The 15,299-nt window shown below is 67.7% G+C and carries 13 protein-coding genes; 5 read left to right on the forward strand and 8 right to left on the reverse strand.

Annotated elements, in window-relative coordinates; all coding sequences use genetic code 11:
- Positions 1-79: 79 nt before the first annotated feature.
- The 6 genes from K5880_RS16040 to K5880_RS16065 form a co-directional block, all read right to left on the reverse strand.
- Positions 80-1,396, reverse strand: a complete 1,317-nt coding sequence (locus K5880_RS16040) for a TRAP transporter large permease (RefSeq protein ID WP_297654440.1) — start codon at positions 1,394-1,396, stop codon at positions 80-82.
- Positions 1,396-1,917, reverse strand: coding sequence for a TRAP transporter small permease (locus K5880_RS16045; RefSeq protein ID WP_297654441.1), 522 nt, complete (start codon positions 1,915-1,917; stop codon positions 1,396-1,398). The genes K5880_RS16040 and K5880_RS16045 overlap by 1 nt, the downstream gene beginning before the upstream one ends.
- 225 nt (positions 1,918-2,142) lie before the next feature.
- Positions 2,143-3,180 (reverse strand): TRAP transporter substrate-binding protein, encoded by a 1,038-nt coding sequence (locus K5880_RS16050; protein ID WP_297654444.1) that lies wholly within the window; start codon positions 3,178-3,180, stop codon positions 2,143-2,145.
- A gap of 149 nt (positions 3,181-3,329) precedes the next feature.
- Positions 3,330-4,316 carry a PDR/VanB family oxidoreductase gene (locus K5880_RS16055; protein ID WP_297654447.1) on the reverse strand — a complete coding sequence of 329 codons (987 nt, stop codon included), beginning with the start codon at positions 4,314-4,316 and terminating at the stop codon, positions 3,330-3,332.
- A 7-nt stretch (positions 4,317-4,323) separates the two neighbouring features.
- Positions 4,324-5,106, reverse strand: coding sequence for a GntR family transcriptional regulator (locus tag K5880_RS16060; protein WP_297654450.1), 783 nt, complete (start codon positions 5,104-5,106; stop codon positions 4,324-4,326).
- Positions 5,107-5,108: 2 nt separating this feature from the next.
- Positions 5,109-6,218 (reverse strand): aromatic ring-hydroxylating dioxygenase subunit alpha, encoded by a 1,110-nt coding sequence (locus K5880_RS16065; RefSeq protein WP_297654452.1) that lies wholly within the window; start codon positions 6,216-6,218, stop codon positions 5,109-5,111.
- A gap of 141 nt (positions 6,219-6,359) precedes the next feature.
- On the opposite strand from K5880_RS16065, the gene K5880_RS16070 reads away from it, so the two are divergent.
- Both K5880_RS16070 and K5880_RS16075 read left to right on the forward strand, forming a co-directional pair.
- A complete protein-coding gene (locus K5880_RS16070) occupies positions 6,360-7,490 on the forward strand; it encodes a 5-methyltetrahydropteroyltriglutamate--homocysteine S-methyltransferase (protein WP_297654455.1) in 1,131 nt (376 codons plus the stop codon).
- A gap of 253 nt (positions 7,491-7,743) precedes the next feature.
- Positions 7,744-8,334: a 2-hydroxychromene-2-carboxylate isomerase gene (locus K5880_RS16075; protein WP_297654458.1), complete on the forward strand. Its 591-nt coding sequence runs from the start codon at positions 7,744-7,746 to the stop codon at positions 8,332-8,334.
- A gap of 9 nt (positions 8,335-8,343) precedes the next feature.
- Here the strand turns inward: K5880_RS16075 and K5880_RS16080 are convergent, their stop codons facing one another.
- Both K5880_RS16080 and K5880_RS16085 read right to left on the reverse strand, forming a co-directional pair.
- Complete coding sequence (locus K5880_RS16080; RefSeq protein ID WP_297654461.1) at positions 8,344-10,188, reverse strand: AMP-binding protein; 1,845 nt, start codon at positions 10,186-10,188, stop codon at positions 8,344-8,346.
- A 12-nt stretch (positions 10,189-10,200) separates the two neighbouring features.
- Entirely contained in the window at positions 10,201-11,070 is an 870-nt protein-coding gene (locus K5880_RS16085; RefSeq protein ID WP_297654464.1) for an amidohydrolase family protein, read from the reverse strand.
- A 160-nt stretch (positions 11,071-11,230) separates the two neighbouring features.
- Between K5880_RS16085 and K5880_RS16090 the strand changes: the two genes are divergently transcribed.
- The 3 genes from K5880_RS16090 to K5880_RS16100 all read left to right on the forward strand — a co-directional run bounded on the left by K5880_RS16090 (position 11,231) and on the right by K5880_RS16100 (position 15,283).
- On the forward strand, positions 11,231-12,019 hold the full coding sequence (locus K5880_RS16090) for a crotonase/enoyl-CoA hydratase family protein (RefSeq protein WP_297654467.1): 789 nt from the start codon (positions 11,231-11,233) through the stop codon (positions 12,017-12,019).
- Positions 12,020-12,170: 151 nt separating this feature from the next.
- Positions 12,171-14,024 carry a feruloyl-CoA synthase gene (locus K5880_RS16095; RefSeq protein ID WP_297654469.1) on the forward strand — a complete coding sequence of 618 codons (1,854 nt, stop codon included), beginning with the start codon at positions 12,171-12,173 and terminating at the stop codon, positions 14,022-14,024.
- A gap of 11 nt (positions 14,025-14,035) precedes the next feature.
- The gene (locus K5880_RS16100; protein ID WP_297654472.1) at positions 14,036-15,283 is read left to right on the forward strand and encodes a thiolase family protein; all 1,248 of its coding nucleotides are present in this window, start codon (positions 14,036-14,038) and stop codon (positions 15,281-15,283) included.
- The last annotated feature ends 16 nt before the right edge of the window (positions 15,284-15,299 follow it).

Consider the following 15,299-nt stretch of genomic DNA (forward strand, 5'->3'; position numbering starts at 1 on the left):
GAACTGTCGTTCCGTGCAAAAGGGCCTGCAATGCCTTGCAGGCCCTTTCAGTTAGGTTGGCACAGGATAGCTGCGCGGGTCAGATTCGCAACAGGAACAGTGTGATGGCGGGAAACGCCACCAGGATGGCCGTGCGGATCATGTCGCTGGCCACGAAGGGCAGCACCGCGCGGTAGGTGTGCATGATCGGAATGTCCTTGGCCATGGAGTTGATGACGAACAGGTTCATGCCCACTGGTGGCGTGATCAGCCCGACCTCCACCACGATCAGCACCAGGATGCCGAACCAGATCGCGAACTCCTCGGGCGTCAGGCCGAAGTCCAGCACGGTGACGATGGGGAAGAACACCGGAATGGTCAGCAGGATCATGGACAGCGAGTCCATGAAGCAGCCCAGCACCACGTAGATCACCAGGATGCCGACCAGCACGAGCCAGGGGCTCAGGCCGGAGCCCGCCACCAGCTGCGCGGTTTCCTGCGGCAGCTGCGACAGCGCCAGGAAGGTGTTGTAGAGGCCCGCGCCGAGCACGATCATGAAGATCATGCCGGTCGCCATGGCCGTGCCCAGCACCGCGCCCAGCAGCGTCTTGCGGTTCAGGCCGCCAGCGAACCAGGCCGCCAGGCCGGTGCCGAAGGCACCGATGGCCGCACCCTCGGTCGGCGTGAACAGGCCGGTGTAGATGCCACCCACCACCGCCACGAAGATCACCAGCACCGGCCACACCTTGGCGGTGGCGCTCCAGCGCTCCTTCATCGGCATGGGCGGCATGGAGCCCACTTCGTTGGGCCGCAGGCGGGCGTAGATCGCGATCACGATCATGTAGCCCAGGGCCGCCAGAAGGCCAGGCACGAAGGCGGCCAGGAACAGCTTGGCAATGTTCTGCTCGGTCAGAATGGCGTAGATCACCAGCACCACCGAGGGCGGGATCAGGATGCCCAGCGTGCCCCCGGCAGCGAGCGCCGCGGTGGAGATGCCGCCGGCGTAGCCCGCGCGCTTGAGTTCGGGCAGCGCCACCTGGCCCATGGTGGCCGCCGTGGCCAGCGAAGAGCCGCAGATCGCGCCGAAGCCGGCGCAGGCTCCCACCGCCGCCATGGCCACACCGCCCTTGCGGTGGCCGATCCAGGCCTCGGCGGCCTTGAACAGCGCCTGCGAAAGGCCTCCGAGCGCCGCGAACTGGCCCATCAGCAGGAACAGCGGGATGACCGAGAGGTTGTAGTTCGAGAAGGTGCTGTAGGTCACCTGCTTGAGCTGGTTGAGGATGGGGTCGGCGCTGCCGTAGATCACCCAGGCGCCGCCCAGGCCGCACAGCAGCATGGCCAGCCCGATGGGTATGCGGATGAAGATCAGCAGCAGCAGGACCGGGAACGACCAGGCCGCGAGTTCGATACCTGACATCAATGTCCCCCAGTCGATTCAACGGTCCAGCCGGCAGGCTCCCTGGCCAGCCCGAGCTGGGTGGCGGTCCTGGCGATGTAGCTCAGGCAGCCAATCACGGCGCCCACCATGCACAGGGCATAGGCCCACCAGATCGGCATCTGCAGGATGAAGGTGGTCTCCAGGTACTGGCGCTTCTCCAGCATGCCCTCCCAGAGCTTCCAGGTCAGCACCAGCCACACCGCGAGCATCAGCAGGTCGCTGACGAGCTCCACCGTCTTCTGCGCCCACTTGGGCAGGTGCATGTAGAGCAGGTCCACCGTGGCGTGGCCGCCGCGCAGGTAGCACCAGGGCAGGAAGAAGAACACCGCGATCGCGGTGCCGACCTCGACGAGCTCGAAATCACCGGGCACCGGTCCCAGGCCCACGTCGATGAGCGCACGTCCGCTCACGCTCACCACGATCATGAGGGTCAGCGCACACAGGGTGATGCCGCCCAGGATGGCAGACCACTTGGCCAGCCGGTAGATGAATCCAATCATTCAGCGCTCTTTCATCGTCGAGAAGTGTCTGCCTGCCCCTGGTGAGCGATTGTCCGCCATCAAGAGAAGCTGCTCCCATGGCCTGCGCGGCAAAAACCGTGCAATATAGCTCATCGTTTCGTATACGTAAATCGATTTACCCATGTTGAACTCTGATCGCGATGCACCGAAGGCGCTCCCTAAAAAAAACCGCCCCGGAGGGCGGCCTTGCGAACGCGCAAGGAATCACTTGCTGTATTTCGCGATCAGGGCACGGGCCTCGGAAGCGAGCCTGGTGCCGTCGATGTTCTTGCCCTTCATCTCGTTGACCCAGTCGGTCTCCACCGTGGCGGCGGTGCGGCGCCAGCGCTGCGTCTCGGCTGCGTCGAGCGCGATGATGTTGTTGCCCGCCTTCTCGGCGATTGCGCGCCCGGCCTTGTCGCCTTCGTCCATCGCGCGGCCGAACAGGGCCGCGGTCTCGATGCCCGAGTTGGCGTCGATCACCTTCTTCAGGTCCGCCGGCAGCTTCTCGTAGGAACCCTTGTTCATCGAAAACGCGAAGGTCTGCGTGTACAGGCCGGTCGAGCCGGCGAAGGTGGTGTGGTTCTTCACCAGCTCGCTCACCTTGAGCGCGGGCGTCACCTCCCACGGGATGGTGGTGCCGTCGATGACGCCCTTGGACAGGGCTTCGGTCACGGCCGGCACGGGCATGCCCACCGGGGTGGCGCCGAGCTTGACCAGCATGTTGTTGATGATGCGCGAACCACCACGGATCTTCATGCCGCGCAGGCTCTCCAGCCCGGTCACCGGCGTCTTGGTGTGGAACAGGCCGGGCCCGTGGGTGTGCACCGCAAGCAGCTTGACGTCCTTGAACTCGTCAGCGGCGTGCTTCTCCACGTACTCCTGGAACGCGCGCGACGACGCTTCGGCCGAGCCGCTCATGAAGGGCAGCTCGAACACCTCTGCCTTGTTGAAGCGGCCCGGGGTATAGCCCAGCACCGTCCAGGTGATGTCGACCACGCCGTCACGGGCCTGGTCGAACAGCTGCGGGGGTGCGCCGCCAAGCTGCATGGCATGGAACAACTGCACCTTGATCTTGCCGCCCGACTCGGCCTCCACTTTCTGGGCCCAGGGCACGATGGCGCGCGCGGGAATGGTGGCTTGCGGCGGCAGCATCTGGTGCAGGCGCAGGGTGACCTGCTGGGCCATGGCCTGCCCGGCCATCGTGGCAGCAGCCACGGCACCCAGGGCCAGCAAGGCGGTGCGGCGTTTGAAGATAGTCATGGTTGTCTCCGTTCCGTTGTGATGCACCGGGCCGGGAGCGTGTGGGCGCACTCCGGTCCGGCAGGGCTTGAACTCGATGAAACCCACACTGTGCATGTCCACCGGCCACTCTGCCAGTCAAATAACCGACTTTCAGTTATGCCGTTATCTTATGAAACCGTTTCGGGCCGCCAGGCCGTGTCCAGCGTGATGCGGCCCACCACCCGCGAGACGCAGGCGCAGATGCGCTTGTTTTCCTGCTTTTCGTGTTCGCTGAGGAACACATCGCGGTGGTCGATCTCGCCGTCCAGCGCCAGCACGTCCATCGCGCACAGGCCGCATTCACCGCGCCGGCAATCGCTCATGACCTCGATGCCGGCGTCTTCGAGCACGTCGATCAGCGCCTGATCCGGCCGCACCTCCAGGCGGGCCTTGTGCCGCGGCACCTCCACCCGGAAGCTGGCGCTCTGCAACCGCCCGCCGCTGCCGAAGGTCTCGAAGCGCAGGCTGGGCAAAGGCCGCCCGGCGGCGGCCCACAGGCCGCGCAGATCGCCCAGCAGGCCCGCCGGCCCGCAGACATACGCCTGCGCGCCCGGTGCCAGCGTGGCGATCTCGCCCGCCAGGTCCAGGCGCTCGCCGCGCTCCGAGACGCAAGCCACCAGTCCGTCGCCCAGCAGCGCGCGCAACGACTCGCCGTACGCCAGTTCGGCCTCGCTGCGTGCGGCATAGAGCAGGCGCACCGGCTGACCGCGGCGCACCAGCGCCTGCGCCATCGAGACCATGGGGGTGATGCCGATGCCGCCCGCCACCAGCAGCGTGGCCGGTGCCTGCAGGCCGAGCGGGAAATGGTTCTGCGGCGCGCCGATCTCGATCGCATCGCCCTCGGCCAGTTGCCACATGGCGCGCGAGCCGCCGTGACCATCGTCGAGCCGCTTGACCGCGATGCGGTAGCCCGGCACCTCGCCCGGCAGGCCGACCAGCGAATACGAGCGCGTCTGCGGCCGCCCGCCCAGGATCACCTGCACCAGCAGGTGGGCGCCGGGCGCCCAGCGCTCGGGTGCGCCTTCGATCGGTGCGATGACGAACTCGCGCACGGTGGGGGTGAGGTCGCGCAGGGCGTGGATGCGCGCGGATTGCCAGTTCGGGTTGCTTTTCATGTCGGTATCAACGGCGGCGTATGAGTTTGATGGCGGGCATGGAGGCTGGCGAATGCACCGTGGCGTGACCCGAGAGCACCTCGCGCAGGTTGCGCTGGGCCAGTCGAGAGTGCTCGCGCATGATGGCCTCGGCGCGCGTGCCTTCGCGCTGCTCGATGGCTTCGAGCACCTGGCGATGCTGGTCCTGCGCCACCACCAGCATGTCGCGCGCGCGCTGCGAATGTGCCTGCATCACGACAAAGCCCGAGGGCGAGGCGAACGGCAGACTCAACACCTTTTCCAGCTGGCGCAGGATGGTCGGGCTGTCGGCCATCTCCCAGATCAGCGCGTGGAACTCGCTGTTGAGCGCCACGTAGTCGGAGAAGCCGTCGTCGTTGAGCGCGGGCGCGGCCAGCACCTCGTCGATGCGGTTGAGGCAGCGGCGTGCCTCGCCCAGCACCACGCCGGGCGCGCCGCGTTCGGCTGCCAGCCGCGCCAGCAGGCCCTCGAGGGTGCCGCGCAGTTCGATCGCGTCGGCGATGTCGCGCTCGGAGAAGGTCTGCACCACGTAGCCACCGTTGGGCAGGGCCTCGAGCAGGCCTTCCTGCTCCAGCCGCATCAGTGCGGCGCGGATCGGCGTGCGCGAGACGCCCAGGCGCTCGACGATGGCCAGCTCGGCGATGCGCGAGCCACCCGCCAGCTCGCCCGAGAGGATGAGTTCGCGCAGCTGCAGCAGCGCGCGCACCTGGGCACTTTCGGTGCCGGTTTCGGGGCGCGCGGCTTCCACCGCGCTGGACGTGACGGCCGCCATATTCAGCCCGCCCGCCGGATCGGGATCACGGTCGGTCCGGCGCCCGGCGCGTCGCTGCGCTCGGCGTCCACCATGCGGTCGATCAGGCGGCGTGCCCACATGGCGCCGGCGTCGATGTTGAGGTTGTAGAACTTGTGGTCCGGGTGCTCCTCGATGGCCTTCTGCTGCGCCTCGAGCACGAACTCGTCCTCGCGGAAGATGGTGGCCACGCCCTCGCGCAACTGGTGCGTGAGGCGCTGCTCGTCCAGGCAGTAGTTGCGCGCGAAGGCCCAGAAATACAGGCAGGTGTTGCCGGTCTCGGGCGTGATGGTGTTGAGCACGTAGCCGTTGACGCCCTGGCTGCGATCGCCCGGGTTCTCGCCGCGCGGCACCGCGCCGCTGCCCGCGGGCGCCACGCCGACGTCGATCGTCACCGTGCACGGCGCCTCGAAGCGGATGATCTGCCAGCGATCCACCGGGCCCACGTGGCCCCGTGCGTGCTGGATCTGCCCGGCCCAGAACGGCGGCGCCTCGATGTTCTCCATCCAGCGTGTCACGGTGGCGGTGCGCTCGCCGTGCGTGGCCACGAAAGGCGCTTCGGCCACGGCGCGGTTGCCGATGCTGCTGCCGTGCACGAAGGTCTCGTGCGTCAGGTCCATCAGGTTGTCGACCACCAGCCGGTAGTCGCACTGCACACGAATCATCTTGCCGTCACCTGCCCATTCGGGGTCTTGGTTCCAGTGCAGGTCGGGCACCAGCGCCGGGTCGGCCAGCGACGGATCGCCCGGCCAGATCCAGAGGAAGCGGTGCTGCTCGACCACCGGGAAAGAGCGCACGCAGGCCGAGGGGTTGAGCGTCTCCTGGCTCGGCATGTGGGTGCAGCGGCCTTCGGCGTTGAACACCAGGCCGTGGTAACCACAGACCAGTTCATCGCCTTCGAGCCGCCCCATGGACAGCGGCAGCAGGCGGTGCCAGCAGGCGTCCTCCAGCGCCACCGGCGTGCCATCGATCTGGCGGTACAGCACCAGTTTCTGGTTGCAGATGGTGCGCGCCAGCAGGCTGCGGCCGACTTCCACGTCGTAGGCGGCGGCGTACCAGGCGTTGAGCGGAAAATGGGATGGCGTCGTATTCATGGATACGCAATGTATACAGAAACCCGGCATTTTCAAGAGAATTTGACCATTTATTGGGGTTTTCCATAGGTTCATGTATTCATGAAAGGCTGGCAAAGTGCGCATTCCCATTCTTTTCAGCCCACCACCACAGGACTTTCCATGAGCTTGCGCGCCCATCCCCCGTTCCGCGCCGACCACGTCGGCAGCTTTCTGCGACCGGCCTACCTGCTCGAAGCGCGCGACCAGTTCTTCAACCAGAAGAGCATCACGGCCGAGCAGCTGCGCAAGGTCGAGGACCGCGCCATCACCGAGATCGTCAAGTTCCAGGCCGACGTGGGCCTGAGCTCGATCACCGACGGGGAATTCCGTCGCACCTACTTCCACATCGATTTCCTGGAACAGCTCGGTGGCGTCAAGACCGACATCCCGGTCACCATCCGCAAGCCCGACGGCACCGAGGAACTAGCGCCCCCGGTGATCCGCGTGATCGACAAGGTGCGCCACGCGAAGAACATCCAGCTGGCCGACTTCCAGTACCTCAAGGCGCAGGTCGAAGCCCTGGGCCGACCGGGCCTCACGCCCAAGGTGACGATCCCCTCGCCCACCATGCTGCATTTCCGCGGCGGGCGCGCCGGCATCAGCAAGGAGGCCTACCCCGAACTCGACCCGGTGTTCTACGACGACGTGGCCAAGGCCTATGGCGACGAGTTGCAGAGCCTGGCGGACGCGGGCTGCACCTATGTGCAGATGGACGACACCAACATGGCCTACCTGTGCGACGAGCGCATGCGCGAAGCCGCGCGCCAGCGCGGCGACGACCCGAACGAACTGCCGCACCGCTACGCCGGTTTCATCAACAAGGTGGTGGCGCACAAGCCCAAGGGCATGACGCTGGCCATGCACCTGTGCCGCGGCAACTTCAAGAGCACGCACGCGGCGGCCGGCAACTACGAGCCGGTGGCCGAGGCGCTGCTGGCCGAGATGAAGCTCGACGCCTTCTTCCTCGAATACGACGACGAGCGCTCGGGCGACTTCCGCCCGCTGCGCTACCTGTCGAAAGACAAGATCGTGGTGCTGGGTCTGGTGACGACCAAGTTCGGCCAGCTGGAAAGCAAGGACGCGCTCAAGCGCCGCATCGAGGAAGCCGCGAAGTACGCCCCGCTGGACCAGATGTGCCTGTCGCCGCAGTGCGGTTTCTCCTCCACCGTGCACGGCAACAACATCGCGGTGGAAGACCAGCGCAAGAAGCTGGCGCTGGTGGTGGAGACGGCGCAGGAAGTCTGGGGTTGAGGCCTTCTCGCTCATTGCGTTTCTCGCCTTGACCTCGCGCCCGGCCGGTGGCGGCGCTGGCCCAATTCGCGGTTGCCACAAAAGACGGTGCGCCCACGCGGCGTTGATGAAGCAGTCGCAGCGCGCCCGGGTACACGTCCGCGAGCGGCCGGCGCCAGCATGACCGGACCACCCGACCTCCCCACAAAGCAGGCGAGAAATCCGCTCAAGGCCCAGCACCTCGAAAAGAAAGGCCGCTGGTTACCATCCCCGCATGGCCGCACCGCTGCACTTTTACTTCGACTTCATCTCGCCCTACGGCTACTTCGCCTCGCTGCGCATCGAAGACCTCGCGGCGCGACACGGGCGGGGCGTGGCCTGGCACCCGATGCTGCTGGGCGTCTCGGTGATGAAGGTGATGGGCCTCAAGCCCCTGATGGAGACACCGCTCAAGGGCCCCTACACCGAACGCGACGTGCTGCGCCATGCGCGTGAACACGGCATTGCCTTGCAGCGCCACCCGATGGACACGGTGATGAACCCGCTGCCCTGCGCACGCGCGATGGCCTGGGTGAACCGCCACCAGCCGCAGCGCGCGGCCGAGGTGGCGCACGCCCTCTACGCCGCGTACTGGGGCCAGGGGCTGGACCTGTCCACGGCCGGCTCGCTGCTGCCGCTGGTGGGCGCAACCATCGCCGAGGCCGCCGCGAGCGACGAAGCCGCTGCCCTGCTGCGCAGCGAAGTGGACGCCGCGCTCCAGGCCGGCGTGTTCGGCTCGCCCACCGTGGTGGTGGACGGCGAGCTGTTCTGGGGCGTGGACAAGCTGGATCAGCTCGAGCGCTGGCTCACGCGCGGCGGCTGGTGAGCCCCGGATTCAGGCAAACACGATCTCGACCTCGAAAGCCATCGCCGCCAGGCCCTTGAGCACGGTCTCGCGCAGGGCCTCATCCGCAGGTGCGGCGAACGCGATGCGCACGCGCTGGCGCCCCGCGTCGTCGCGCGCCTGCACGGTGGCCGGCACACCTGGTGCCCAGTCGCGCAGCGTCTCGGACAGCTTGATCTCGATCGCGCGCAGGCGCAGCTCGGGCTTGAACACCTTGCCGATCGCGGTCATGGGCAGGGCGTCGAGCAGCACCACGCGTCTGGGCACGGCCGGGCGCTCGTACACCTGCGGCGCGACCGCCGCGAGCAGGTCTTCTGCAGTGATGGTCCCACCAGGCTTGAGCGTCACGAAGGCCACAGGCACCTCGCCGGCATAGGCATCGGGCTCGGCCACCACTGCGCACAGCCCCACCGCCGGGTGCGCCAGGAACGCCTCCTCCACCAGGCCGGGGTCGATGTTGTGCGAGCCACGAATGATCACGTCCTTGGCGCGGCCGGTGATGTGGATGCGACCGGCGCCGTCGATATGCCCCAGGTCGCCGGTGACGATCCAGCCCTGCTCGAACAGGCCGGCGTTGCGCGCCGCATCGGTGTAGCCCGGGCTCACGTGCGGGCCGCGCAGCACCAGCACGCCGGTCTCGCCCGGCGCGCAGCGTTCGTCCAGCTTCGCTTCGCCGTCGCGCCAGGGCACGGCGTGCACCTCGGTGTACGGCAGGCGCAGGCCGGCAGATCCCGGTGTGCGCGGCCCATGCAGCGGCTCGATGCTGACCAGCCCGGCGCATTCGGTCATGCCCAGGATGTTGCGCACCGGGATGCCGGTGCCGGCCTCGAAGCGCTGTGCGAGCTCGGAGGGCAGCGGTGAGCCGCCGGTGTAGGCGGCGCGCACGCTGGACACGTCGGCGTCGATGGGCACGCCCAGCAGCGTGGCCAGCACCGTGGGCACGCAGGCCAGGTGGGTCACGCGCTCGCGCTCGCAGAATGCCCAGTACTGGCGCACGAAGCCCGTGTTGCGCATGCCAGTGAGCGTAGGCAGAACCTGGCGCGCACCAATGGCCAGCAGTGCCAGGCCGTAGACAAAAGCACCGGCCACGTGGAACAGCGGGAAGCCGTTGATCTCGACCGCGTTTTCGTCCATGTCGTAGAAGGCGTGCGCGAACCATGCCGTGTGCGCCTCGTTGCCAGCCGTGTGCTGCGCGAGCTTGGGCGCGCCGGTGGTGCCCCCGGTGTGGAACAGTGCCACCACGCGGTCGGGATGCAGATCGGGATCGAACGCCAGATCATCGGCGTGCGTGGCTAGCAGGTCCTGCAGCACGGGGACGCCGGGCTCGGTGTGCGCGCCCGCGCGGATCTGGATCAGCGGCAGCGGGTGGTGCCGCACCACCTGCTCGGCCACCGGCCAGACCGCCAGTTCATCGCTGGGCCCCAGCGCCACCAGCACCGTGGCGTTCGACGCCTTGAGCAGCGCCGCGATGTGCTCGGGCTGCAGCAGGTAGTTGATGGGGCACACACGCCCGGCGAGCTGGGCACCCCACAGCACCACGTGCGCCTCGGGCGTGTTGGGCGCGAGCAGCGCAACCGTGTCATCCGGGCCCACACCCATCGCGCGGAACAGGTTGGCCGCCCGGTGGATGCCTGCCAGCAGCGCGCGGTAGGTCACGTGGCGCGGCGCGGTGTCCAGGCCCGCATCCGGCAGGAAGGTGAGTGCCTCGCGCGCGGGAAAGCGCAGGGCAGCGGCACGGATCAGCGCATACGGGCTGCGCTCGGGCGCCACCACGGCGCGCGCGTTCTGCTCCAGGCGCTCGATGTCGGCGAGGGTGGCGAAAGCCTGCATGTCCATGAAGTCCTGGCCTCAGGCGACGTCCAGCCCCAGCAGGCGCACCGCATTGCCCTTGAGGATGCCGGGCATCACCTCGGGCTTGAAACCGGCGACCTCGAAGTCCTTCATCCAGCGCTCGGGCGTGATCAGCGGGTAGTCGCTGCCGAACAGGATGCGGTCTTTCAGCAGCGTGTTCGCGTACTGCACCAGTTGCTTGGGGAAGTACTTCGGGCTCCAGCCGCTGAGGTCGATCCACACGTTGGGCTTGTGCGTGGCCACGCTCAGGGCTTCGTCCTGCCAGGGAAAGCTGGGGTGCGCCATCACGATCTGCATGTCCGGGAAGTCGATGGCCACGTCGTCCAGGTGCATGGGGTTGCTGTACTCCAGCCGCAGGCCACCGCCGCAGCGCATGCCCGATCCGATGCCGCTGTGACCGGTGTGAAAGATCGTGGGCAGCTTGTGCGCGTTGATCACCTCGTAGAGCGGCCAGGCCATCTTGTCGTAAGGGTGGTAGCCCTGCACCGTGGGGTGGAACTTGAAGCCCTTGACGCCCTCCTCCTTGATGAGCCGCTCGGCCTCGCGCGCGCCCATCTTGCCCTTGTGCGGGTCGATGCTGGCGAAGGCAATCATCATGTCGCTGTTCTCGCGCGCCGCCTGCGCGATCTCCTCGTTCGGAATGCGGCGCCGGCCCAGTTTCGATTCGCTGTCCACGGTGAACATCACCAGGCCGATCTTGCGTTCGCGGTAGTAGGCAATGGTCTCGGCGATGGTGGGCCGGCGGTTGCTGCCGAAGTACTTGTCGGCCGCGCGGTCGTACTCCTCGCCGTAGTTGTCGAAGGGGTTGCGACAACTCACTTCGGCGTGGGTGTGGATGTCGATCGCGATGAGGTTCTGGTGGTCCATGGATGTCTCCGGATGAGGCCGGGGTGCGTTGGCACCCTAGGGTAAACACGGGGGTCTGTTTTTGACCGGCACGCTTGTTTTGGTTATTGTTTATAACAATAATGGCGGCTTCCAACAAGCACGGGAATCCGATCATCCCGGAGCACAGCCGAGAACCTCCATGCCCATCCATTCCACCGACATCAGCCTGACACTGCAAGGCGAATCGTCCGAAGTCGCCGTGATCACGCTGAACCGGCCCGCCAAGCGCAATGCGCTCAACGACGGTCTCATCCTCGCCCTGCGCGACATCTTCCAGGGCATGCCGCACGGCGTGCGCGCCGCCGTGATCTGCGGCTCGGGCGAGCACTTCTGCGCCGGCCTGGACCTGTCCGAACTGGCCGAACGCGACGCCGGCGAAGGCTTGCACCACTCGCGCATGTGGCACGCCGCGCTCGAGTGCGTGCAGTCCGGCCCGGTGCCGGTGGTGGCCGCGCTGCACGGCGCCGTTGTGGGAGGTGGTCTGGAGCTGGCCAGCGCCTGCCACATCCGCGTGGCCGACGAATCGAGCTTCTTCGCCCTGCCCGAAGGCTCGCGCGGCATCTTCGTGGGCGGTGGCGGCTCGGTGCGCATTCCGCGCCTGATCGGCGCCGCGCGCATGACCGACATGATGCTTACCGGCCGCGTCTACAAGGCCGCCGAAGGCGAGCGCATCGGCCTGGCGCAGTACCTGGTGCCTCAGGGCACGGCCTTCGAGAAGGCCCTGGAACTGGCCACGCGCATCGCGGGCAACGCACCGCTGACCAACTACGCGCTGATGCACGCACTGCCGCGCATCGCCGAACAACCGGCCGACCACGGCTTCTTCACCGAGGCGCTGATGGCCGCGATCGTGCAGAACGCGCCCGAGGCCAAGGAGCGCGTGCGCGCCTTCCTCGAAGGGCGCGCAGACAAGGTGAAACGCGACTGAGGGTCGCTGCTCCCCCCGCGCCGCCTTCGGCGTCACCCCCAGGGGCGATGCCTGCGGCATGGCAGAGCCAGTTCCGCGGCATCTCTTGACCAGGACACGCGCGCCGACCAGCCCTTTCATGGATCCATACCGACAACACGCCAGAGACAACATGACCGCAGCCAAGTACCGCCCCCTGAAGTTCGGTGTCACCCGCGCCACCCTGCGCGACGGCGCGCCCGGCGTGCATTACCTGCGCGCGGCGCAGGACCTGCCCGCCTTCCCCGTGCGCATCACCGACCGGCTGGTGCACTGGGCGAAAACCCGCCCCGAGCAGACGGTGTTCGCGCGCCGCGTGAAGAACCCTGATGGCAGCGCCGGCGACTGGCGGCACATCACGTTCGCGCAGGCGCTGGATGCCGCGCGGCGCATCGGCCAGGGCCTGCTCGACCGCGGCCTCTCGGCCGAGCGCCCGGTGCTGATCCTGAGCGAAAACGACCTCGAACATGCGCTGCTGGCGCTGGGCTGCCTGTATGCCGGCGTGGCCTACTGCCCCACCTCCCCGCCCTACTCGCTGGTCAGCCAGGACTTCGACAAGCTGCACCATGTGGTCAAGACGCTCACGCCCGGCCTGGTGTTCGCGAGCGACGCGAGCCGCTACGGCCGCGCCATGCTGGCCACCGTGGCCGAAGGCGTGGAACTCGTCACCACCGAGGGCACGGTGCCCGGGCGCGCCACCACCTCGTTCGCGGCGCTGCTGGCCACCGAACCCACACCAGCGGTCGACGCGGCCATGGCCGCCACGGGCCCGGACACCATCGTCAAGTTCCTGTTCACCTCGGGCTCGACCAAGATGCCCAAGGCCGTGATCAACACCCAGCGCATGTGGTGCGCCAACCAGCAGCAGATGAGCGAGTCCATGCCGGTGCTGGCCGAGAGCCCGCTGGTGCTGGTGGACTGGCTGCCCTGGAACCACACCTTCGGCGGCAACCACAACTTCGGCATGGTGCTGTTCCACGGCGGCACGCTCTACATCGACGACGGCAAGCCCACGCCCGCGCTGATGGGCGAGACGCTGCGCAACCTGCGCGAGATCGCCCCCACGGTGTACTTCAACGTGCCCACCGGCTTCGAGGCCATCGCCAACGCGATGAAGACCGACGAGGCGCTGCGCAAGACCCTGCTCTCGCGCGTGCGCATGTTTTTCTACGCTGGCGCCGCACTGGCGCAGCCGGTGTGGGACGCCCTGCACGCGGTGCAGGAGGCCGAGATCGGCGAGCGCATCGTCATGGGCACCGGCCTGGGCATGACCGAGTCCAGCCCCTTCGGCATCTTCGTCACCAGCCCCGACGTGAAGGCCGGCGACCTGGGCCTGCCCACGCCCGGGCTGGAGCTCAAGCTCGTCGACACCGACGGGAAAACGGAAGTGCGCTACAAGGGCCCGAACATCACGCCGGGCTACTGGCGCATGCCGGCCGAGACGGCCGACTCCTTCGACGAGGAAGGTTTCTTCAAGACCGGCGACGCGGTGAAGTGGATCGACGAGACCGACATCCACCTGGGCCTGAAGTTCGACGGCCGCATTGCCGAGGACTTCAAGCTCGCCACCGGCACCTTCGTGAGCGTGGGCCCGCTGCGCGCCAAGGTGATCGCCGCCGGCGCGCCCTACATCCAGGACGTGGTGCTCACCGGCCTGAACATGAAGGAAGTGGGTGCCATGGTGTTCCCTACACCAGCGGTTCGCGCGCTCAGCGGCCTGGGCGCCGACGCGCCCATGCACGAGGTGCTCAACGCCGCGCCGGTGCTCGCACACTTCCAGCGCGTGGTCAACGAGCTGGCGAAGAACGCCACCGGCAGCGCCAGCCGCATCGCGCGCCTGTGCCTGCTGGCCGACCCACCCACCATCGACCGCGGCGAGATCACCGACAAGGGCTCGATCAACCAGCGCGCCGTGCTCACGCACCGCGCCGAAACCGTGGCGCAGCTGCACAGCGACACGCTGCACGCGATCCTCAAGCCCGAGTAAAGAGAAACAACATGGCATCCCGCGGATTCTTCAACGCCTTCGACGACGTCTGGCTGCTGGCCGGCGTGCGCACGCCCATGGTCGACTACTGTGGGGCGCTCGGCCACATCTCGCCCACCGACCTGGGCATCAAGGCCGCCCGTGAAGCGCTGCAGCGCGCCGGCGTGCCGGGCGATCACATCGGCTCGGTCGTCACCGGCAACATGGCACCCGGCGACTTCGACCAGTTCTTCCTGCCGCGCCACATCGGCCTGTACGCCGGCGTGCCGGTGGAGGTGCCGGCCATCATGGCGCAGCGCATCTGCGGCACCGGCTTCGAGCTCTTCCGCCAGGCCGGCGAGCACATCCAGGGCGGCGCCTGCGACGCGGCGCTGGTGGTGGGCACCGAGAGCATGACGCGCAACCCCATTGCGGCCTTCGACCACCGCACCGGCTTCAAGCTCGGCGCGCCGGTGGGCTTCAAGGACTACATGTGGGAGGCGCTGAAGGACCCGGCGCCCGGCATCAACATGATCCAGACCGCGGAGAACCTGGCGAAGCAATACGGCATCACCCGCGAAGAAGTGGACGCCTTCGCCTCGGCCTCGTTCGCGAAGGCCGTGGCCGCGCAGGAGAGCGGCTTTCTCGCCGGCGAGATCGTTCCCGTGGTCAGCGAGAAGTTCGAGCTCTCCGGCTACAAGGCGCGCGGCATCCGGCTGCAGGGCAAGCTCACGGAGGTGGCTGCCGACACGCATCCACGGCTCTCGCCGGTGGAGGTGCTGGCCAAGCTCAGGCCCGTGTTCGAGGGCGGCGTGCAGACCGGTGGCAACAGCTCGGCGCTGGTGGACGCGGCAGCGGCCTGCGTGGTGGCTTCGGGCGCCTACGCGAAGGCGCACGGCAAGCAGCCGCTGGCGCGCGTGGTCGCTGCCGCCGCGGTGGGTGTGCCGCCCGAGATCATGGGCATCGGCCCGGCGCCGGCGATCCGCCTGCTGCTGGAGCGCACCGGCCTCTCGATGAACGACATCGCCCGCTTCGAAGTGAACGAGGCGCAGGGCGCGCAAACGCTGGCAGTGGCGCGCGAACTGGGCATGGACCTCGCAAAGCTCAACGTCAACGGCGGCGCCATCGCGCTGGGCCACCCGCTGGCCGCCACCGGCGTGCGCCTGACGCTCACGCTGGCGCGCGAGCTGCAGCGCGGCGGCCAGCGCTGGGGCATCTCCAGCGCCTGCGTGGGCGGTGGCCAGGGCATGGCACTGCTCATTGAAAACACATCGGCTTGAAACAGGAAAGGATCGG

It is taken from the genome of Hydrogenophaga sp., assembly GCF_025699295.1.
Taxonomy (GTDB): Bacteria; Pseudomonadota; Gammaproteobacteria; order Burkholderiales; family Burkholderiaceae_C; genus Hydrogenophaga.